Raw genomic sequence first — 20,350 nt, forward strand, 5'->3', positions numbered from 1 at the left:
GGCCCTCAGTTGCCCGAGACCGTGACCTTCTCGTCGTTCTTCAGCTCGTCGACCAGGGTCTTCACCTTGGCCTTGTCCCAGAGCAGGTTGCCGCCGGTGGAGCCGGCGATCGGCATGTTCATGGAGGTGCCGTCACCGCCGTTGACGCCCTTCATCGCCCAGAACATCTTGGCCAGGTCGTACAGGCCCATGTCCTTGTCGACGACCAGCGAGTCCAGGCCCGCGCCCATCGTCGGGTAGAGCTTGAAGGGGTTCAGGACGGTGCTCGGGGTGGCGACCTGGTTGGCGAGCGCGTTGAGGAACTTCTGCTGGTTCTTCGTGCGGTCGAGGTCGGAGCCCGCGAGGGCGTAGCGGGTGCGGACGAAGGCGAGGGCCTGGTCGCCGTTCAGGGTCTGCTTGCCCGCCTTGAAGTCGGCGCCGGACTTGGTGTCCTTCATGCCGCCCTTCGGGATGTCGATCTCGACACCGCCGACCGCGTCCACGATGTTCGCGAAACCGGCGAAGCCGATCTCGACGTAGTGGTCGATCTTCAGGCCGGTGTTGAACTCGACCGTGCGGACCAGCAGTTCGGGGCCGTCCTCGGCGTAGGCGGCGTTCAGCTTCACGTGCCGGCCCGTGCCCTTGTACGTCTTGCCGGACTCGGAGCCCACGAAGGTCGGGATCTCCACGTCCGAGTCACGCGGCAGCGAGATCAGCGTGTCGCCGTTGCTGCCGGTGTGCAGGATCATCATCGAGTCGGTGCGCTTGCCCTCGGCGGAACCGGTGTGCAGCTGCTTCTTCTGCTCGGAGGAGAGCCCGGCGCGACTGTCGGAGCCGACGATGAGGTAGTTGGTGCCGTCGCCCTGCTCCGGCCGGTCGATGACCTTGGACAGGTCGACCTCGCGGTTGAGCTTGGAGTCGGCCCAGAAGTAGGTGGAGACGGTCGTCACGACCAGCCCGGTGATCACGACGATCGCGGTCCACTTGATCCGCTTGCGCCAGTTCGGCGCGGGGCGCGGACCCCGGCCGCCGCCGCCCGGGTCGCCGGGCCCGCCGCCGCCGGGGCTGCCGTAGACCTGGCCGGTGTTGTAGCCGCTGTCGTACCCGTCGTAGTCACCGTGGCCCTGGCCGTTGACGTACGACGGCTGCTGGGGCACGCCGGCGCCGTACGGCGGCGCCTGACCGCGGCGGACCTGCCGCATCACGCGGGCGCTCTCGGGCTGTGCGCTCGCGCTGCCGCGTCCGTACCGGTCTCCGCGGTTGTCGCCGGACCATCCCTCGGGCCAATCGTTCATGGGCCCCAGTGTGCAGGTACCCGCTGTGCCCTGGACAAGGGTCGTCGGAAAATCAGGGCAGCGCTGTTGCCAAGCTGACACAAATTCCCGAATTGTCATCGGCATAGGGTGGGGGCCATGACAGACCAGGCCACCGCCGCGCACCAGGGCACCCCGGAGATCCCGGGCAAGCCCACCTCGGCGTCCCGCACCACGCTGAGCCACATCATGACCCAGGCCGACACCAACCTCCTCGGTACGGTGCACGGCGGCGTGATCATGAAGTTGGTGGACGACGCGGCGGGCGCGGTGGCCGGACGGCACAGCGGCGGGCCCGCCGTCACCGCCTCCATGGACGAGATGGCGTTCCTGGAGCCGGTCCGGGTGGGCGACCTCGTCCATGTGAAGGCCCAGGTCAACTGGACCGGCCGGACCTCGATGGAGGTCGGTGTGCGGGTCCTGGCCGAGCGCTGGAACGAGTCCACGCCCGCCACCCAGGTCGGCTCCGCCTACCTCGTCTTCGCCGCGGTCGACGCCGACGGCAAGCCCCGCCGGGTCCCCCCGGTGCTCCCGGAGACGGAACGCGACGAGCGCCGCTACCAGGAGGCCCAGATCCGCCGCACCCACCGCCTCGCCCGCCGCCGCGCGATCATGGAACTGCGCGAGAAGCGAGCAGCCGAGGGCTTCGAGGACTGATCCGTCGATCGGCTGACCCGTCGGATGGGCTGACCGTCGGAGGACCGAGCCGTCGGAGGACCGAGCCGGCACCGGCCCCCTCCGTCCCTCGGGTGACCGCGGTCACCCGCCCCCTACACGCACCCCACCTCGTCCCCCGTGACCACCCCGAACTCCCCCTGGAGTTCGTCCTCCGCCCGTACTTTCCGCACCCGGTCGAAGTCCGCGCCCGCGAGCACCTTCAGGACCGCGCCCTGGCCCCTGACCGCCCGTAGTTCGCTTCCGGGCAGGGCCGCCGCCAGGGAGCGAGCAGAGCGGTCCCAGCGGGGGTCGTAGGCGATGACCGTGCGCTTGAGGGTGCGGTCGGCCGAGTTCACCGGGGTGCCCGTCGTACGGAATCCCGTCGAGGCCAGTGCCGCGTCCACCCGCTTGCCCAGTCCGCCCGTCGCCGTGCCGTTCTCGACCTGGACGCGGATCTGCTGCGGGGACACCGGGACCAGCAGCGCCTTGTCCTTCGGCTTGTGCGCGGCCAGCGGCTGGTCCTCGCGCAGGGCCTTGAAGAGCCGCTCCGACTTCACGGGGTCCCACTTCAGCGTGGAGCCCACGCCCTTGACGGCGTATCCCATCTGCCCGATCGGCACGGTCGTGAACTCCGACGAGGAGGGGGAGAAGTTGCGCATCGCCCGGCCCAGGTCGAGCAGTTCGTCCGTGCCGAAGCCCTTGTCGGCCCGTACGGAGCCGAGGACGGCCCGGGCAACGTCGCGGAACTTCATCGGGTTCAGCAGCACGCCGGACGAGGTGGCCCGCGAGATCAGCGCGGCAAGGAAGCGCTGCTGACGCTTCATCCGGCCGAGGTCGGAGGAGCCGTCGGCGTGCCGGGAGCGGACGTACTGGAGGGCCTGCCCGCCCATCAGCCGGTGCCGGCCCGCCGCGAGGTCGAGGCCGGTGTACGCGTCCTTCAGCGGGTCGGCGTTGCAGATCTCGACCCCGCCGAGCACGTCCACCGTCTTCATGAAGCTGGCGAAGTCGACCTCCAGATAGTGGTCGATCTTCACGTGGGTCATGGCCTCCACGGTCCGGACCGTCAGCGGCGGCCCGCCCTCCGCGTACGCCGCGTTGATCTTGAGAGGGTGTCCGCGATGGCGTTCCCCCGTGGTCGCGTCGACGTGCGCCGGAGTCGTCGCGTAGGAGTCGCGCGGCAGGCTCACCACGCTGGCCCGCTCCCGGTCCTCCGAGATGTGCACGATCATGATCGTGTCGGTGCAGTGGCAGGGCGCTCCGCCCAGCCGGTACTTCTGCCGCTCCTCCTCGCTGATCCTGTCGCGGCCGTCGGTGCCGACCAGCAGCACGTTCATGCCGTGTCCGGCGCGCGGCCGGTTCTTCATGTCCTTGAAGGGGTCCACGCGCTTGATGTCCGCGTCGAGACTGGTCATCACCGCGTGCCCGATCCCGGCGGAGGCGAGCACGACGACGGACAGGGTGGTCGCCGCCCGCATGGCCCAGCGGGGTCTTCTCCGTCGCGCGGGGGGCCGGGCGGGCCGCCGCTTCGGGGGGTGAGGGTGGGCGGCGGAGGGCCGTGGGGGCGTGGCGGGCATGGGGGGACACCTCCGCGAGGAACAGCCGAACGAGGGATCTTGAGCACCGTAGGCCCATACGATCTGCGACGACCGGCACCGCCCCGGGCGGGGCGCGATGCTGTCCCCCGTTCGCGGTAACGTGAGCCCCCTATGAACGCCAAGCCCGACGTGCAGCTCCCCGCCGTGTCTGTGATCATGCCCGTCCTCAACGAGGAACGGCATCTGCGCGGAGCCGTCCAAGCGATCCTCGCGCAGGAGTACGCCGGCGAGATGGAGGTCGTGATCGCCCTCGGTCCGTCCACGGACCGCACGGACGAGATCGCCGCCGAGCTCGTCGCGGAAGACGCGCGCGTGCACACCGTCCCGAACCCCACCGGCCGCACCCCCGCCGCCCTCAACGCCGCGATCAAGGCGTCCCGCCATCCGATCGTCGTCCGCGTCGACGGGCACGGCATGCTCTCGCCGAACTACATCGCCACCGCCGTACGGCTCCTGGAGGAGACCGGCGCGCAGAACGTCGGCGGCATCATGCACGCCGAGGGCGAGAACGACTGGGAGCACGCGGTCGCCGCCGCGATGACCTCGAAGATCGGCGTCGGCAACGCGGCCTTCCACACCGGTGGCCAGGCCCAGGCCGCCGAGACCGTGTACCTCGGGGTGTTCCGGCGCGAGGCGCTGGAGCAACAGGGCGGCTACAACGAGGAGTTCATCCGCGCCCAGGACTGGGAGCTCAACTTCCGGATCCGGGAGGCGGGCGGGCTGATCTGGTTCTCGCCGGAGCTGAGGGTGTCGTACCGCCCGCGGCCGAGCGTGAAGGCCCTCGCCAAGCAGTACAAGGACTACGGCCGCTGGCGGCACGTCGTGGCCCGCTACCACGAGGGCTCCATCAACCTGCGCTACCTCGCCCCGCCGACCGCGGTGTGCGCGATCGCGGCCGGGATCGTGGTCGGTGCCGCGCTGACCCCGCTCGGCTTCGTGATCCCCGGCGGCTACCTCGCGGCGATCGTGCTGGGCTCGCTGCCCGCCGGCAAGGGCCTCCCGCTCAAGGCCCGCCTCCAGATCCCGGTGGCCCTCGCCACCATGCACATGTCGTGGGGCTACGGCTTCCTGACCAGCCCGCGCTCGCTGGCGAAGCGGGTCATCGCCTCGCGGCGGCCCGCCGTGCTGGACACGGTGTGAGAGCGGCGCCCCTCGGTCCCGAGGGGCGCCCCGTCACCAGGTGAAGCCCGGGTTGACGTGCATACAGGCCGTGTCGTCCGCGCCGTTGAGGGCTTCCGCGGTCTTCGGGGTCGAGTCGTCCTTCTTGGGCGCCTTGTACGTCGTACCCTCGCGCCAGTCGGCGCCCACGACGAGCGTGACCCCGGAGACGTCGGTCGACTTCTTCACCGAACTCATCGGGATGCCCAGGGACTTGGCGACCGCCTGGGCGTCGCCCTCCAGTTCCGCGCTCGGGTAGCGCACCAGCGTCTTCGCCTCGCTCAGTGACGCGGAACGGTCGGAGACCGCCTTCTCGAAGCCCTTCTCCGTCAGCAGTCCGGCCACCGTGCTCGCCCGCCCGCGCGCCGCGGCCAGGGTGTCGGTGCGGGTGCCGTTCTGGACCAGGACCCCGATCTCGTCCTTGGCGGCGGCCGGGTCGTCGGAGGTGTCCTCCGCCTTCGCCGTGGTCGTCTTCTTCGCGTCCTTGCCGTCCAGCGCGATGTCGTCGCGCACCAGCCGGAAGAGCTGCTCGGCGTCCTCGGTGGGCTCCACGCGCGCGCCGACGTAGCGGTTCGGCATGGTCGTCATGGTGATGCGCCCCGGATCCACCTTGCGCAGCTCGTTGCTCAGGTCGTAGAGCTCCTTCACGCTGCCGAGCCCCGAGTCGACGGTGAGGGCGCCGGTGGCCTGCTCGGCGAGCTTGCGCAGCTTGTTCGGACTGCTCAGGGTGGCGTTGGCGCGCAGCTCGCGGACCATCGAGTTCATGTACATGTGCTGGGCCTTGGCGCGGGCGAGGTCGCTGCCGTCCTCGAAGCCGTAGCGGGTGCGCAGCCACTGCAGGGCCTGCTCGCCCTTGACGGAGGTGGTGCCCTTCTCCAGCTTCAGGCCCGAGCCGTGCCCCTGGCTGTCCCGCGAGTGGATGTTGGCGTCCACGCAGACCGGCACCCCGCCGATGGCGTCGGCCATGGACACCACGCCGGCGAAGTCGACCATCACGAAGTGGTCGATGTGGATGCCGGTGAGCTCCTGCCAGGTGGCCACCGTGCAGCCCGGGCCGCCGTGGCCGAGGCTCTGGTTGGTCATCACCCGGCCCTCGCTCGCCGGGTACACCTTGCCGTCGTCCGGGTCGGTGCACTTGGGGATCTTCACCAGGGTGTCCCGCGGCATGCTGACGACCGAGAGGTTGCTGCGGTCGGCGGACAGGTGCAGCAGCATCTGCACGTCCGCGAGCGGAGTGGAGCCGAAGGTCTCCCTGGCGCCGCCGAGTTCCTGGTTCTCCTTGCTGTCCCGGGCGTCGGAGCCGATCAGCAGGATGTTCAGCGGGGTCTGGCCCGCGGCGTTCGGCGTCGGCTCGGCGACCTTGTTGTCGCCCAGGTTGAGGTCGTCCTGCTCGATGTTGGCGTTCAGGTGCCGGTAGTAGACGTAGCCGGTGCCGGCCGCCGCGAGTATGAGCACCGCGAGCGTCGCCGCCGACCATCTGAGCACCCGGTGCTTGCGCGGTGCCCTACGACTGCCGTGCCCGCCGTCCCCCTCGGTCGCCGGCACGGCTTCCTGCACGCTGTATTGCGTTGTCAACGTTCCCGTCCTCCCCACCCACCCCACCGGACCCGCGGTCATGCCTCGGGCCCGCCGCACGTCTTAGACATCCGACGGGCCCGTGAGGTTGCCCTACGAACCTGTGCGGGACCTGGGGGCCGGCTCGCGGTCCCCCGTGGGCCTCAGCTCGCGCACTGCACCTTGTCCGCCGTGGACTTGTCCACTTCCGGTGCCGCCGTGGACGCGTTGAGCTTCACGCCCGCGCCCTTGAAGTCCTTGCCCAGGGTGAGGGTCATGGCGGGCAGGCCCTGCGCGTTGGTGACACTCTTGCCGGGCTTCAGCGCCGAGCCGGACAGCCCCATGATGTCCGCGAGGCGGCGCGCCTGGTCGGCCTGGTCGGGGTCGTACTCCAGGGTCGTCCTCGCCAGCGCCGCCTCGGCGTTGCCCGCGTTGTCGGACTTGGTCACGCCCGCCTCGGTCTGGAGGTAGGCGAGCTGCTGCTGTGCGCTGCCCGCGGCCGCACCGCCGTTGAGGATGCGCACCCGGACGTCGGAGGCGGCCGACCTGGTGCCCTTGAGCCGGGCCGCGATCTCCGCCTTCTCCTTCTTCTGCTGCGCCTTGACCTCGGTGAACGAGACGTCGTTCTTGATCGCGTCGAAGATCGGGGGGGCCTTCGTCTCGTCGACGACCACCGTCGCCTTGATCGTCTCGGCGGGGTTGTCCTTGACCGGGACGGTCATGAAGCTGATGTTCTTCGTCGGCACCTTCTTCAGCTCCAGGGCGATGTCCTTGAGCGTGCCGACCTTCCCGATCGCCTCGTCCACGGTGAGCGCGTTGGTCGCGGCCTCCGCCAGTTTCAGCAGCTTGGTGGGGCTGGTGAGGGTGTCGCCGGAGGTCATCTTGCGCATCAGGGAGCCCAGGAACTGCTGCTGCACCTTGATCCGGTCCAGGTCGCCCTCGTTGCCGAAGGCGTGCCGGGTGCGCACGAAGGCGAGCGCCTTCTCGCCCTCCACCTTCGACTCCCCGGCGGGCAGGACGAGTTTCGACTTCTTGTCGTTGACGGCGTTCTCCACGCAGACCTCGACCCCGTCCACCGCCGTGGTCAGGGTCTTCACGGCGTTGAAGTCGGCCATCACGAAGTGGTGGGGCTTGATGCCGGTGGCCGCCTCCACGGTGCGCATGGTGCAGCCCGCGTCCCGGCCGCTCTCACCGAGACTCCGGTTGAAGCGGACGCCGTCCTGCCCCGCGACGACCGACGAGGAGCCGTCCTCCCGGTTGGTCTTGCAGTCCGGGATGTCGACGATCAGGTCGCGCGGGATGCTCAGCGCGGTCGCGTTCGACCGGTCCTTGGCGACGTGCAGCAGGATGGTGGTGTCGGCGTGGCCCACGCTGCCGGCGTCGCCGTAGCCCTCGTTGCCCTCACCGGTGCGCTTGTCGGTACCGATGATGAGGATGTTGAAGGCCTCGTCCTTGCTGAAGCTGCTCGCGGCCGCGTCGCCGACGTCGGTCGTGCCGACGTTGCCCTCCAGGTGCTTGAGGTAGAACCAGCCCGTCGTGGCACCGGCGACCAGGACGAGCGCCATCGTGCCGCCGGTCCACAGCAGCGCCTTCTTCGCCTTCGACTGCTGCTTGACCGGCCGCCGGCCGCGCCGGCCCGGCAGCGGTTCCTCGGGCGGGGTGCCCCGGCGCCTGCGCGGCGGCGGAACGTCCCGGCCGGGGGCCACGGGGGTGGTCGTACGACCACGCGGTGCTCCGGGCCGGCTCGGTGCCGGCGCGGATCCACGCGGACCGGGAACGGCCGACTGCGGTGCGGAAGGGGCCAGTCGCAGTTCGTATTCACCGGTGTTCGGATTGAGCACCCACTGGTCTGCGGGGTCGACGTCGTCCGCCCGCCCACGGCCTTGTGCGTCCACGGTTGTCCGAATCCTCCGTCAGGGCCACGCGGCGATCGCTGGATCGCTCACACTATCCGCCCGATCGGGCCTTGAGCGACGTGAGTTGTTCCTGTGCCGATTCTGTAAGTATGTACGTACGCCCGGACCGCTGCGTTCGACTACCAGCGGTAGATCGAATACACGTCCATGCACTGTCCGGTGTCCGAGCCGTTGATGGCGTCCGCGTTGCCCGGTACGTCACCGGCCTTGGCCTCGGACTGCTTCGGGTACGCCGTCCCGGTACGCCAGTCGGCGCCCACGACGAGGGTGACCCCGGAGACGTCGGTCGACTTCTTCACCGAACTCAGCGGGATTCCCAGGGACTTGGCGACGCGCTGCGCATCGCCCTCCAGGTCGGCGCTCGGGTAGCGCACGACGGTCCGGTCCTCGGAGAGCCCTGTCGTCGCGTCCTTGGAGGCCTGCGAGAAACCTTTTTGCACGAGCTCGGCGGCGATCGTGCCGGCGCGTCCGCCCACCGGGCCGAGCGTGGAGGTCCCCGTCGCGTTCTGCACGAGGACACCGATCTCGCCGTCCGGGGCGGAAGGGGCCTTGGTGGGCTCGGTGCGCTTCTTCCCGCCGGAGCCCTTGCCCTTCTTGTCGAGGGGCACGTCGTCGCGGAGCATCTCCCACAGCTTGTCGGCGTTCGCGCCGTCCGGCACGACGTGGTTGTCGTCCCGCGGGTCCGGGACGTTCGGCATCGTCACCGAGGTGATGCGGTCCGTCGGCACCGACTTGAGCTGCATGCCCAGGTCGTAGAGCTCCTTGACCGAGCCGATCTCCTCGGACACCTGGAGGGACTTGGTGGCCGCCTCGGCGAGGTCCATCAGCCGCGGGGTGTCGGTGAAGACGTTCTGCCCCTTCAGCGTGCGGATCATCGAGTTCAGGTACATGTGCTGGGCCCTGGCCCGCATCAGGTCGCTGCCCCAGGCGTGCCGGGTGCGCAGCCACTGCAGGGCCTGCTTGCCCTCGACCTTGTGCGTGCCCTCCGTCATCTTCAGCCCGGAGCCGCCCGGCACCGCCGCCGTCGGACGGTCCCACACGTTCTGCTTCACACAGACCGAGACACCGCCGATGGCGTCCGCCATGCGCACCACGCCCGAGAAGTCGATCGTCATCCAGTGGTCGATGTAGACGCCGGTGAGGTTCTGCCAGGTGGCGAGCGTGCAGCCGGCGCCGCCGCGGGCCAGCGAGGTGTTGATGATGTCGGTGGTCGCCGGGTACGTCTTCCCGGTGTCCGGGTCCGTGCACTTGGGGATGTCGACCCGGGTGTCGCGCGGGATGCTCACCATCGCCGCGCTCTTGCGGTCCGCGGAGAGGTGGATGAGCATCTGCACGTCGCCCAGCGGCGGGTTGCCGCGGTTGTCCCTGCTGCCGCCGAGCTTCACGTTCTCGTCGGAGTTACGGCTGTCCGAGCCGATCAGCAGGATGTTGAGCGGCGTCTGCCCGGCCGCGTTGGCCTCGGTCTTGCGCGCCTTGGAGTCACCGCTGCTGCGCTCGCCCTTGCGGATGTTGCCGTTGAGATGCTGGTAGTACAGGTATCCGGCGCCGGCCGTGCCGAGTATCAGCACGGCGAGCGTGGTCGCCCCCCATCTCAGCGCCCGGCGCCCGCGCTTGCCGCGCCGCCGCCCGTGCCGCCCGCCACCGTCGCCGCTGCCCCCGCTCACGGGCCCGCCGCCGGCACCCCCGCCGGCTTCCCGCGGACCTGGAGCGGGCCGGGAAACCGGCCGCGCCCCCTCCTCGTGCACACCGCTGTGCGCCATCCCCTGTCTCCCCACCCTCACACCGAACCGACGAGAAAAGACCTGCCGTACGACTGGTTAGACGCACGACAGGCCCCTCAGGTCACCGCGGAGCCGGCTCTCACTTGGCGCACTCGACCTTGTCGGCCGTGGACTGCTGCACCCCCTCCGGTGCCTTCGTCGCCGTGGTGAAGGACACCCCGGCGCCCTTGAAGTCCTTGCCCAGGGTCAGTGTCATCGTGGGCAGACCCTGGGAGTTGGTGACGCTCTCGCCCGGCTTCAGCGCGGAACCCGACAGGCCCATGATGGCCGCCAGCCTGCGCGCCTGGTCGGCCTGGTCGGGGGCGTACTCCAGGGTCGTCTTCGCCAGGGACGCGTTCGCGTTGCCCGCGTTCTCCGACTTCAGCACGCCCTCCTCGTTCTGGAGGTACTCCAGCTCGGCCTGCGCGCTGCCCGCCGCCGCACCGCCGTTGAGGATGCGCACCCGCACCTCGGACGCGGCGGACTTGGTGCCCTTGAGCCGGGCCGCGGCCTTTGCCGCCTCGGCGCTCTTGGCCGCGCTCGCCTTCTTCTTGACCTCGGTGAACGACACGTCGTTCTTGATCATGTCGAAGACCGTGGGAGCCGTCGCGTCGTTGAGGACGACCGTCGCCTTCACCTTCTCGGCCGGGTTGTCGACGACCGGCACGGTGGTGAACGTCAGGTTCTTCACGTTGAGCTTGCCCAGCTCCAGGCCGAGGTCCTTCAGCTTGCCGATGCTGTCGAGCTGGGAGTCGACGGTCAGCGCCTTGGTGCCCGCCTCGGCCAGCTTCAGCATCTTGGCCGGGTTGGTGAGCGTGTCGTTCGACTTGAGCTTGCGCATCAGCGCGCTCAGGAACTGCTGCTGGAGCCCGATCCGGCTCAGGTCGCCGCCGAAGCCGACCGAGTGCCGGGTGCGCACGAACGCGAGGGCCTGCTCGCCCGAGATGGTGTGCGTGCCCTTGGACAGCTTGAGCTTGGAGTCCTCGTCGTCGATGTCCTTGGCCAGGCAGACCTGGACCCCGCCGACCGCCGTGGTCAGTGTCTTGACCGCGTTGAAGTCGGCCACCATGAAGTTGTCGGCCTGGATGCCGGTGAGCTCGGTGACGGTCCGCACCGTGCAGCTGGGCGTGCGCTCGTCCTGGCCGAGGCTGGTGTTGAAGCGGACGTCGTCCGTGCCCGGGATCACCTTGGTGGTGCCGTCCGCCTGCGTGGTCGGGCAGTCCGGGATGTCGACGATCAGGTCGCGCGGGATGCTCAGCGCGGTCGCGTTCGTCCGGTCCTTGGAGACGTGCAGCAGGATCGTGGTGTCCGCGTGCCCGACGCTGTCCTTGTCGCCGTAGTTCTCGTTGCCCGCGCCGGTGCGCTTGTCGGTGCCGATCAGCAGGATGTTGATCGCCTTGTCGGACTGGAAGCCGCCGGTGCTCGCGCCGTCGTCGGAGACGGAGGTGATGTTCCCGTTGAGGTGGCGGATGTAGAGGTACCCGCCGCCCGCGGCCGCGATCAGCACGAAGGCCATCGTGCCGCCGGTCCACAGCAGCGCCTTCTTCGCCGTCGACTTCTTCTTGACGGGCCGGCGGCCGCGCCGCCCCGGCAGCGGCTCCTCGGGCGGCGCGCCCCGGCGCCTGCGCGGCGGCGGGACCTGGCGGCCGGGAGCCACGGGAGTGGCCGTACGGCCGGCGGGCGCGCCCGCCCTGCTGGGGGAGGGCGCGGATCTACGGGGGCCGGGAACACCTGACTGCGGTGCGGAAGGGGTCAGTCGCAGTTCGTATTCACCGGTGTGCGGGTTGAGTACCCACTGGTCGGCGGGGTCGATTTCGCCCGCCCGCCCACGGCCTTGTGCGTCCACGGTTGCTGAATCCTCCGTCGGCCGGATGCACCGGATCGCTCACACTAGCCGTCCGATTCGCCGACAGGTTACGGCGGTGACGCATTCCACGTCCCTACAACCGGGCAATCCGCCCATTTGCCCGGACAGTGCTTCGTCACCTTGGGAAACGCTTTACTCGCAGGTGTCCTCGGCGGCCGTGTTGCCGCGGAAGGCGGGGACTCCGCCGTCCTTCTCGGATTCTCCACGGGCTTCGTCGTCATGCGAATGTTCTGAAACCCTCGGGGCTTTCTTCGTCACCTTCACCGGTGCGTCCTTGCGCAACCGTTCGAAAAGGCGCCGGGCCTCGGGTTCGACGAGTTGATCACGATTGGCGTCATAGACGTACGACTCCCGCGGCACGGTAAGGAATTGCACACGCTCCGTGGGGATGTGCCGCAGGCCGCGCACGAGTTCGTACAGCCCGCGCAGGCTCGCCAGAGCGGGATCGGTGGTGAGCGAGGAAGTCGCCGCGTCCAGCACGGGATAGAGCTTCACCGGATTCAGCAGTACGTCATTGCTCTGCACCTTGTTGACGAGTGCCCCGAGAAAGCGCTGCTGGCGGTCCATCCGGTCGGTGTCGCTGCCGTTGCCGAGGGACTTGCGGGCGCGCACATAGCCGAGCGCCTCCTCGCCGTTCAGCGTCACCCGACCCGCCGGAAGCCGCAGCTTGGCGGCCTTGTCGTCGATCGGTTCGGCGAGGCAGACCGCCACCCCGTCGACCGCGTCCACCATGTCCTTGAACCCGTGGAAGTCGACGACCATGTGATGATCCACGCGAATGTTCGTGAGTTTCTCGACGGTCCGGATCGTGCAGGCCGAACCGCCTTTCTGGAAGGCGTAGTTGAACATCGCGAACATGGGTTCGCTGCGGGTCCCGTCCCGCCCCAGGCAGGCGGGCACGTCCACCATCAGGTCCCGCGGCAGGGACACGGCCGTCGCGGCGCGCCGCCCGGCGGCCAGGTGCAGCAGGATCGTGGTGTCCGACCGCTCGGTCCCGGAGTCCCGGCCGTACCGCCCGTTCCCGTCGCCGGAGCGCGAGTCGGACCCGATCAGCAGGATGTTCTGCGCGTCCTTGACGAGCGAGGTCGGCCGGTCCTTCTCGTACCGGGCGAGCTCCGCGGCGGCGGCGTCGTCCGCGGTGATGTTCCCGTCGAGCTTGGCGTAGAGGGCCCACCCGGTGCCGCCGGCCGCGGCGGCGACCACGGCGACGGCGAGCGCCCCGCACCCCGCCCGCCTGCGCCTGCGCCGCCGTACGAGCCCCCTCCCGCTCGCGGACGACCCGCCGGGCCCGAGGGTGCCTGCGCTGTCGGTCACGAGCGGCGCCCCCTCACGGCGTACGAGCACGAGTGCGGTCTGCTCCTACGACGATGGCGTGAACCGCGGGCGGGGGCGGCCCGGTACTGCGCCGTCCGGGTGACGGAGCCGACCCTCAGGGGCGGGAGAGCGCAGTGACCCTGCGCCCGGTACGCAGCCGTCCGGTCATCGACGGGTGACCGTGACCCGCTCGCTCTCGATCCGCTGGGCGAGGGCGTCCTCGCCCAGTTGCCCCAGGTTCCGGCACAGCACCACGGACCCCCCGTTGGCCAGCGGCCCGTACAGCCCGGCGTTCAACCCGTCCCACGTGTCGTACGGCAGTCCCGACAGCACGCGGTCCCCGGTTCCCTCGGCCCGGGCCCGCTCCACGACCTCGGCCGCGCTGAACTCCCGCCCGGCGACGACCAACGCGGGTTCGTCCGGATCCACCGGAGCGAAGGGCGCGAACCGGTCGCCCTGACCCGGTACCTCCACGGCGTAGTCGACGAACCCCTCCGGCGGCTGCGGGAACCGCCCGCCCAGCGGCCGCAGCGCCAGCGCGACCCGCTCCCCGGAGCACGCCCGGGCCGCCTCCAGCGTGTCCGGCCCGCTCACGACCACGTCGGCCGCGGCCGGGTCCCCGCCCACGTCCGCGACCACCCCCACCGACGCGCACGCCAGCAGCCACACCGCCGTCTGCCAGTGCGCGGGCAGCAGCAGCGTCACCCGGTCGCCGGGCGCGGCGGCGAGGTCGCCCTGGAGGAGGTTGGAGGTCTTGGCCACCCAATTGGCGAAGGTGGCCACGGACAATTCGACACGTTCGCCCGTGGCGTCGTCGTAGAAGGTCACCAGGGGGCGTCCGGGGTCCGCGGCGAGCGCGGAACGCAGCAGGTCGGCAGGGGTGCGATCGGTGGCGTTCACCCGCAGAAGGGTACGCGGGCGCGCGGCTCGGCACCCCCGCGCGGGGCCACCGGTTCGGCGCAACGGCAGCCGACGGTCCGTCAGTTCCCCGATGGACAGATTTATATGACTATGTCCAGGATCGGGAGCATGCGTGGACTCCTTGCTTCCTCGGTCGGCGTCACCTGCGCGGCCGCCCTGGCCCTTCCCCTCACCTCGCCCGCCGTCGCGGCGAGACCGGTGTCACCGGCGGCCGTGAGACCGGCGTCGGGCGCGGAAGCCCTCGGGGGCACCCAGTCGCTGCCCCTGGCGCCCCTCACCTCCCGCGACCGCACCCTCGCCCCGGTCGCCGAACAGGGCCTGCCCCGCCGGGACGTACGGCACTTCTCCCTCGTGGGCGTGATCTGGGACGATCCGGACACCGTGCTGCACGGCAGCGTCCAGGTCCGCACCCGTGCGGCCGGTACCGACACCTGGTCGGGCTGGCAGGACCTGGAGACCCACAACGACGACGCCGCCGACCCCGGCACCGCCGAGCGCACCTCCGGCCGCGTCCACGGCGCCACGGCACCCCTGTGGGTGGGCGACTCCGACGGCGTGGAGGTACGGGTCCGCGCCGAGGCCGACCGCAGGACCGAGGACACGGCCCGCGGCTCCCGTACGGCGACGACGACCGCCACGCTCCCGACGGGCCTGCGTCTGGAACTCGTGGACCCGGGGGAGAGCGCACCGGCGCCCACTCGGCGGGAGAGCCCGGCCGGCACACCCCACCGCGCCCTCGCACCCCGCTCCGCGCCCACCGCCGAACCCGCGGACGACCTCGCCGGGACGGACGCGGCCGCCGCCAACGACGGTCTCGTGGGCCTCGACGCCACCGAGATCCCGGCCCTGGACCGGCAGCAGACCGAGGACGAGCTGTTCGCCCTGCGCGCGGGGCAGTTGACGGACCGGCAGCGGGCGAAGCCGTACATCGGGCCGCGCCCGCGCATCGTCACCCGGCGCGGCTGGGGCGCGGACGAGAACCTGCGTGAGCGAGGCTTCGTCTACACGAAGAAGGTCAAGGCGGCCTTCGTCCACCACACGGCGTCCGGCAACGGATACCGCTGTACGCAGGCGCCCTCGCTCATTCGCGGTATCTACCGCTACCACGTCAAGAGCATGGGCTGGCGGGACATCGGCTACAACTTCCTCGTCGACAAGTGCGGAAACATCTACGAGGGCCGGGCGGGCGGGGTGGCGAAGCCGGTCCTCGGCGCCCACACCCTCGGCTTCAACTCCCAGAGCATGGGGATCGCCGTCCTCGGCAGCTACGGCTCCAAGAAGCCGCCCGCGGCCGTGACGAAGGCCGTCGCACGGCTCGCCGCGTGGAAGCTCGGTCTCCACGGCGCCAATCCGAAGGGCAAGACGTATCTGAAGTCGGGCGGTGGCAACCTCTATCCGAAGGGTAGGAAGGTACGACTGAACGTGATCTCCGGCCACCGGGACGGCTTCGCCACGGAGTGCCCCGGACGGCAGCTCTATCGCAAACTCGCGTCCACCCGCACGACAGCCGCCCGCCTCCAGGGTCGTTGACGGTCGCTGAGGGCCGAGGAGAGTACCGAGGACAGTTCGTACCACCCGTTTCACCGCCGTCGGGGGGCAGGCGCTGACGCCGCACGGCCGCCGAAGGTGCCGCACAACGGTCTGCATACACTGGCCGGTCGCAAGACAGTTCGGGCCGGTCCCGGCAGGAAGCGGAGACGACAGGTGACAGAAGCGATCCTCCTGGTCGGCGGCAAGGGCACGAGGCTGCGACCCCTCACGGTCCACACCCCGAAACCCATGGTCCGAGCGGCCGGCGTCCCCTTCCTCACCCATCAGCTCGCGCGAGCGAGAGCGGCGGGCGTCGACCACATCGTCCTCGCGACGAGCTACCTCGCGGAGGTCTTCGAACCGCACTTCGGCGACGGTTCGTCCCTGGGGCTCCACCTCGAGTACGTCACCGAGGAGGAGCCCCTCGGCACGGGCGGCGCGATCCGCAACGTGGCCGCCCGACTGCACTCCGCCCCCGACGACCCGGTCCTGATCTTCAACGGCGACATCCTGACGGGCCTGGACATCAGGGCCCTGGTGCGCACCCACGAGACCACGGGCGCCGACGTCTCCCTCCACCTCACCAAGGTGACGGACCCGCGGGCCTACGGACTGGTGCCCACCGACGACACGGGCAGGGTCCTCGCCTTCCTGGAGAAACCCCAGACCCCCGAGGAGATCGTCACCGACCAGATCAACGCGGGGGCGTACGTCTTCCGCCGCTCGGTCATCGACACGATCCCGCAGGGCCGCCCGGTCTCGGTCGAACGCGAGACCTTCCCCGACCTCCTGGCGGCCGGCGCCCACCTCCAGGGCATGGTCGACTCGACGTACTGGCTGGACCTCGGCACCCCCGCCGCCTTCGTCCGCGGCTCGGCCGACCTGGTCCTCGGCCGTGCCCCGTCCCCGGCGGTCCCCGGCCGCTGCGGCGACCGCCTGATCCTCCCCACGGCACGGGTCGCCCCCGACGCCAAGCTGACCGACGGCACGGTGGTCGGCGAGGGCGCGTACGTCGCGGAGGGCGCGCGCGTCTCCGGCTCCACGATCCTGCCGGGTGCCGTGATCGAACCGGGCGCGGTGATCACCGACTCCCTGATCGGCACCAGGGCCCGCGTGGGCGAACGCTCGGTCCTCACCGGCACGGTCATCGGCGACGGCGCGATCATCGGCGCCGACAACGAACTGCTGGACGGCATGAGGATCTGGTGCGACGCGAGGATCCCGGCGGGGGCGGTCCGTTTCTCGTCGGACCAGTAGGCGTTCAGCCCCTCCGGCGTTTGAGGAGCGGGGGTCCGGGGGCGGAGCCCCCGAAGCGGGGTCGCAGGGGCAGCCGCCCCTGGTGGGGGTCCCCCCTCTGGGGGAGGGACGGGTAGGGGCGGCGGGGGCGAAAAACCCAACGGCGCCCCTGCCCCGTCACAACCGCCCGATGTCCCCCCGAGTCATCTTCGGCGCCCGCCGGGGAGGCGTACGCCCACTCAACAGGATCAACCGAGCCGCCCGGTGCCGCTGCCCCGCATACGGCTCCAGCAGCGACAACATCGCCGCGTCGTCCGCGTCCCGGTCCCCCGCGAGCGCGAACCCCACGATCCCCGGCAGATGCAGATCCCCCACGGTCACCGCGTCCGCCGCCCCATGACTGCGCTGCACCACCTCCGCGGAGGTCCACGGCCCCACCCCCGGCACCACCTCCAACCGCGCCTGCGCGGCAGCCGGGGACATCCCCACCGCCTCCTCCAGCCGCGCGGCCACCCGCACACAGCGCAGAATCGTCGAGGCCCGCTTGTTGTCCACGCCGGCCCGGTGCCACTCCCACGAGGGAATCAACGCCCACGTCCGGGGCGACGGCATCACCCACAATCGCCCACCGGCCGCGGGCCCGGGCGCCGGCTCCCCGAACTTGCGCACCAGCAACCGCCACGCCCGGTACGCCTCGTCGGTCGTGACCTTCTGCTCCAGCACGGACGGGATCAACGACTCCAGCACCAGCCCGGTCCGGGTCAGCCGCAACCCCGGCCGCCGATGCCAGGAATGCGCGACGATCCGGTGCCGGGGCACGAACGCGGAGGGATCGTCCGCGGCCCCGAGCAACTCCGGCAACCGCGAGAGCAGCCACTCACCCCCGGGCCCCCACGCCTCGCCGCGCACCTCACCGCCGTACACGCACACCCGCAGGGTCCCGGGCCCCACGGGCGTCAGACTGGCCCGCCACACGGACCCGTCCGCAAGCGCCCGGAACGTGGGGTCCGCCGGTCCCCGCCGAAGCGCCCCGAGCACCAGCCCGAGGTCGACGGGCCACGGCGGCGTCCACCTCCGTACGAGCGGAGCCTCGACCCGCGCCGCCTCCCGCCGCGCGGCGGGCACGACGACCTCCCCGCCGCGCACTGTGGTACGCGTGGGCCGCGGAGTGAAGCGTCCTGCCACGAATGAAGTCCTGAGGTGCGAGAGAAACCGGAAGAAGCCCTACGAGACTAGGCGCAAGCCGAGGCCCGGCACCGCACCTCGACGAAACCGGCGCACCTCACCGCACCTCGATGAAGCTCCCCGCGTCCCGCCCGGGCCGGGGACGGGGTTCCTCGGCCGGATGCCCCACCGCCACGGCCCCCATCGGATCCCAGTCCTCCGGCAGCCCCAGCACCTCGCGCACCACATCGCGGCAGAACATCGTGGACGACACCCACGCCGACCCCAGCCGCTCCCCGGCCAGCGCGACGAGGAAGTTCTGCACCCCGGCCCCCGCGGCGACGACGAACATCTCCCGCTCGGCCGCGTCCCGGCGCACATCGCCGTACGTGTGCGAACCGTCCATCACCAGACAGGGCACGACGAGATACGGCGCATTGCGCAGGACATCACCCCGCCGCACCCGCTTGGCTATGGACTCCTCGGACTTCCCGTCCCGCCGCAGGTCGGCGATCCAGGCGTCCCGCATGGCGTCCAGCAGCCCGGTCCGCGCCTCCTCGGACTCCAGCAGCACGAACCGCCACGGCGTGGTGTGGTGCGGCGCCGGCGCGGTGACGGCCGCGGCCACGGCCCGCCGTACGGCTCCGGGGTCGACGGGCTCGTCCGTGAAGGCCCGGACGGTACGCCGCTGGGTGACCGCCTCCCGGACCGCCTCCGAGGTCCCGAGCCGGAACATGTCGTCGCGCGCGTGGCGCACGATGGCCCGCGCCCCCTCCCCGTGCTCCCCGGCCACGACATGCGCCAGCCCGCGCACCACCGCGACGGGCAGCCCGGCGGCCTTGCCCTTGACGAGATCACCCGCGGCGGCCAGTTCGTCGGCCGTCGCCACCACGGTCGCGCTCAGCGGATTGCCGTACGCGTCCGTCCCGCCCCGCAGATCGTCCAGCACCCGCACCCCGGCCGCCCCGATCGCGACATCGGTGAGCCCGGCGCGCCAGGGCCGCCCGAAGGTGTCGGTGACGACGACCCCGACGTCGACCCCAAGAGCGTCCCGCAGCCCGTCCCGGATCGCCCGCGCGGACGCGTCCGGGTCCTCGGGCAGCAACAGCACGGTCCCCGCAGGGGTGTTGGAGGCATCCACCCCGGCTGCGGCCATCACGAGCCCCTGCCGGTTCTCGACGATCCTGAGCGGCCCGCGCCGCGCCACGACCCGTACGGTCTCGGCGTCGATCGCGGCCTCCCGGTCGCCCGCCTCGACGACCCGTCCCTCCGCCTTGGACACGATCTTCGAGGTGACCAGGAGGACGTCCCCGTCGACCAGGCCGGGCTCGGCGGCGGCGATCATCTTGGCGAGGTCGTCCCCTCGCTGCACCTCGGGAAGGCCGGGGACGGCCCAGACCCGGTAGCCGTCGGCAGGCGTCTCGCTCAAGCTCCGCGCACCTCCTCCGCCAGCTCCAGCGCCTGACGGGCCATCCGCGCGGTCGCGTCGAGATCGGTCATCATCAGCGGTACGGCCCGGCAGCGGATGCCGGCCGACTCGATCCGCCCGACCGAATCGGCGTCCACGGTGTCGACGAGCCAGCCGTCCAGGAGCCCCGAGCCGTAGTGCTCGGCGACCGCCGCGGCCGTGGACTCGACGCCCACCGCCGCGAGGACCTTGTCGGCCATGCCGCGCACGGGCGCGTCCCCGACGATGGGGGACAGGCCCACGACCGGCACCCCGGCCTCGGCGATCGCCTCGCGGATCCCGGGCACGGCCAGGATGGTGCCGACGGACACGACGGGGTTGGACGGCGGGAAGAGCACGACGTCCGCCTCCGCGATCGCCTCCAGGACCCCCGGAGCCGGCTTGGCCTGCTCCGCGCCGACCGGCACGACCGCGTGGGCGGGCACGGAGGCCCGCAGCCGCACCCAGTACTCCTGGAAGTGCACGGCCTTGCGCTCGCCGTCGATCTCGACCGCGACATGCGTCTCGACCCGGTCGTCGGTCATCGGGATCAGCCGCACCCCCGGCTTCCACCGGTCGCACAGCGCCTCGGTCACCGCGCTCAGCGGATACCCGGCGCCGATCATCTGCGTCCGCACGATGTGGGTGGCGAAGTCCCGGTCCCCGAGCCCGAACCACTCGGGCCCGACGCCGTACGCCGCGAGCTCCTCCTTGAGGTGGAAGGTCTCGTCGGCCCGCCCCCAGCCCTGTTCCTCGTTGATGCCGCCGCCGAGCGTGTACATCACCGTGTCGAGGTCCGGGCAGACCTTCAGCCCGAAGAGGTGGATGTCGTCCCCGGTGTTGCCGATGACCGTGATGTCCGCGTCCGGCGCGGCCTGCTTCAGACCACGCAGGAAACGGGCACCGCCGATGCCGCCTGCCAGAACCACGATTCGCATG

At 71.1% G+C, this 20,350-nt stretch carries 15 protein-coding genes; 4 read left to right on the forward strand and 11 right to left on the reverse strand.

The features are described 5' to 3' along the window. Window positions 1-5 precede the first annotated feature (5 nt). Window positions 6-1,274: an LCP family protein gene (locus ABZ098_RS22395; protein ID WP_356593704.1), complete on the reverse strand. Its 1,269-nt coding sequence runs from the start codon at window positions 1,272-1,274 to the stop codon at window positions 6-8. Between the two features lie 117 nt (window positions 1,275-1,391). Here ABZ098_RS22395 and ABZ098_RS22400 point away from each other — a divergent pair, with 117 nt between their 5' ends. Next, complete coding sequence (locus ABZ098_RS22400) at window positions 1,392-1,949, forward strand: acyl-CoA thioesterase (RefSeq protein ID WP_280851117.1); 558 nt, start codon at window positions 1,392-1,394, stop codon at window positions 1,947-1,949. A gap of 113 nt (window positions 1,950-2,062) precedes the next feature. Here ABZ098_RS22400 and ABZ098_RS22405 read toward each other — a convergent pair whose 3' ends face one another. Further along, entirely contained in the window at window positions 2,063-3,523 is a 1,461-nt protein-coding gene (locus ABZ098_RS22405) for an LCP family protein (protein ID WP_356593706.1), read from the reverse strand. 132 nt (window positions 3,524-3,655) lie between these two features. Here ABZ098_RS22405 and ABZ098_RS22410 point away from each other — a divergent pair, with 132 nt between their 5' ends. After that, window positions 3,656-4,684: a glycosyltransferase family 2 protein gene (locus tag ABZ098_RS22410; RefSeq protein WP_356593708.1), complete on the forward strand. Its 1,029-nt coding sequence runs from the start codon at window positions 3,656-3,658 to the stop codon at window positions 4,682-4,684. A gap of 33 nt (window positions 4,685-4,717) precedes the next feature. Here the strand turns inward: ABZ098_RS22410 and ABZ098_RS22415 are convergent, their stop codons facing one another. The 6 genes from ABZ098_RS22415 to ABZ098_RS22440 form a co-directional block, all read right to left on the reverse strand. After that, window positions 4,718-6,259, reverse strand: a complete 1,542-nt coding sequence (locus tag ABZ098_RS22415; RefSeq protein ID WP_356593798.1) for an LCP family protein — start codon at window positions 6,257-6,259, stop codon at window positions 4,718-4,720. A 161-nt stretch (window positions 6,260-6,420) separates the two neighbouring features. Continuing rightward, window positions 6,421-8,151, reverse strand: a complete 1,731-nt coding sequence (locus ABZ098_RS22420) for an LCP family protein (RefSeq protein WP_356593710.1) — start codon at window positions 8,149-8,151, stop codon at window positions 6,421-6,423. 140 nt (window positions 8,152-8,291) lie between these two features. Then, a complete protein-coding gene (locus ABZ098_RS22425; protein ID WP_356593712.1) occupies window positions 8,292-9,932 on the reverse strand; it encodes an LCP family protein in 1,641 nt (546 codons plus the stop codon). Between the two features lie 100 nt (window positions 9,933-10,032). Continuing rightward, window positions 10,033-11,778, reverse strand: a complete 1,746-nt coding sequence (locus ABZ098_RS22430) for an LCP family protein (RefSeq protein ID WP_356593714.1) — start codon at window positions 11,776-11,778, stop codon at window positions 10,033-10,035. Window positions 11,779-11,931: 153 nt separating this feature from the next. Then, window positions 11,932-13,113 carry an LCP family protein gene (locus ABZ098_RS22435; protein WP_356593716.1) on the reverse strand — a complete coding sequence of 394 codons (1,182 nt, stop codon included), beginning with the start codon at window positions 13,111-13,113 and terminating at the stop codon, window positions 11,932-11,934. Window positions 13,114-13,278: 165 nt separating this feature from the next. Continuing rightward, the gene (locus tag ABZ098_RS22440; RefSeq protein WP_356593718.1) at window positions 13,279-14,013 is read right to left on the reverse strand and encodes a TIGR03089 family protein; all 735 of its coding nucleotides are present in this window, start codon (window positions 14,011-14,013) and stop codon (window positions 13,279-13,281) included. Between the two features lie 129 nt (window positions 14,014-14,142). On the opposite strand from ABZ098_RS22440, the gene ABZ098_RS22445 reads away from it, so the two are divergent. Both ABZ098_RS22445 and ABZ098_RS22450 read left to right on the forward strand, forming a co-directional pair. After that, a complete protein-coding gene (locus ABZ098_RS22445; RefSeq protein ID WP_356593720.1) occupies window positions 14,143-15,564 on the forward strand; it encodes a peptidoglycan recognition protein in 1,422 nt (473 codons plus the stop codon). A 174-nt stretch (window positions 15,565-15,738) separates the two neighbouring features. After that, window positions 15,739-16,821: an NDP-sugar synthase gene (locus ABZ098_RS22450; RefSeq protein ID WP_356593722.1), complete on the forward strand. Its 1,083-nt coding sequence runs from the start codon at window positions 15,739-15,741 to the stop codon at window positions 16,819-16,821. 156 nt (window positions 16,822-16,977) lie between these two features. Here ABZ098_RS22450 and ABZ098_RS22455 read toward each other — a convergent pair whose 3' ends face one another. The 3 genes from ABZ098_RS22455 to cofD all read right to left on the reverse strand — a co-directional run bounded on the left by ABZ098_RS22455 (window position 16,978) and on the right by cofD (window position 20,349). Continuing rightward, entirely contained in the window at window positions 16,978-17,985 is a 1,008-nt protein-coding gene (locus ABZ098_RS22455) for a DNA-3-methyladenine glycosylase 2 family protein (RefSeq protein ID WP_356593724.1), read from the reverse strand. Window positions 17,986-18,082: 97 nt separating this feature from the next. Beyond that, complete coding sequence (locus ABZ098_RS22460; protein ID WP_356593726.1) at window positions 18,083-19,393, reverse strand: coenzyme F420-0:L-glutamate ligase; 1,311 nt, start codon at window positions 19,391-19,393, stop codon at window positions 18,083-18,085. Then, window positions 19,390-20,349: a 2-phospho-L-lactate transferase gene (gene cofD / locus ABZ098_RS22465; protein WP_356593728.1), complete on the reverse strand. Its 960-nt coding sequence runs from the start codon at window positions 20,347-20,349 to the stop codon at window positions 19,390-19,392. The genes ABZ098_RS22460 and cofD overlap by 4 nt, the downstream gene beginning before the upstream one ends. Window position 20,350 lies beyond the last annotated feature (1 nt).

This window comes from Streptomyces sp. NPDC006335, from assembly GCF_040612795.1.
Lineage (GTDB): Bacteria > Actinomycetota > Actinomycetes > Streptomycetales > Streptomycetaceae > Streptomyces.

Excerpts from the sequence above, each read along its gene's own strand:
- ABZ098_RS22400 (WP_280851117.1), top strand. The coding sequence starts at position 1,392 with ATGACAGACCAGGCCACCGCCGCGCACCAGGGCACCCCGGAGATCCCG.
- ABZ098_RS22425 (WP_356593712.1), bottom strand. The coding sequence starts at position 9,932 with ATGGCGCACAGCGGTGTGCACGAGGAGGGGGCGCGGCCGGTTTCCCGG.
- ABZ098_RS22405 (WP_356593706.1), bottom strand. The coding sequence starts at position 3,523 with ATGCCCGCCACGCCCCCACGGCCCTCCGCCGCCCACCCTCACCCCCCG.
- ABZ098_RS22410 (WP_356593708.1), top strand. The coding sequence starts at position 3,656 with ATGAACGCCAAGCCCGACGTGCAGCTCCCCGCCGTGTCTGTGATCATG.
- cofD (WP_356593728.1), bottom strand. The coding sequence starts at position 20,349 with ATGCGAATCGTGGTTCTGGCAGGCGGCATCGGCGGTGCCCGTTTCCTG.
- ABZ098_RS22395 (WP_356593704.1), bottom strand. The coding sequence starts at position 1,274 with ATGAACGATTGGCCCGAGGGATGGTCCGGCGACAACCGCGGAGACCGG.
- ABZ098_RS22445 (WP_356593720.1), top strand. The coding sequence starts at position 14,143 with ATGCGTGGACTCCTTGCTTCCTCGGTCGGCGTCACCTGCGCGGCCGCC.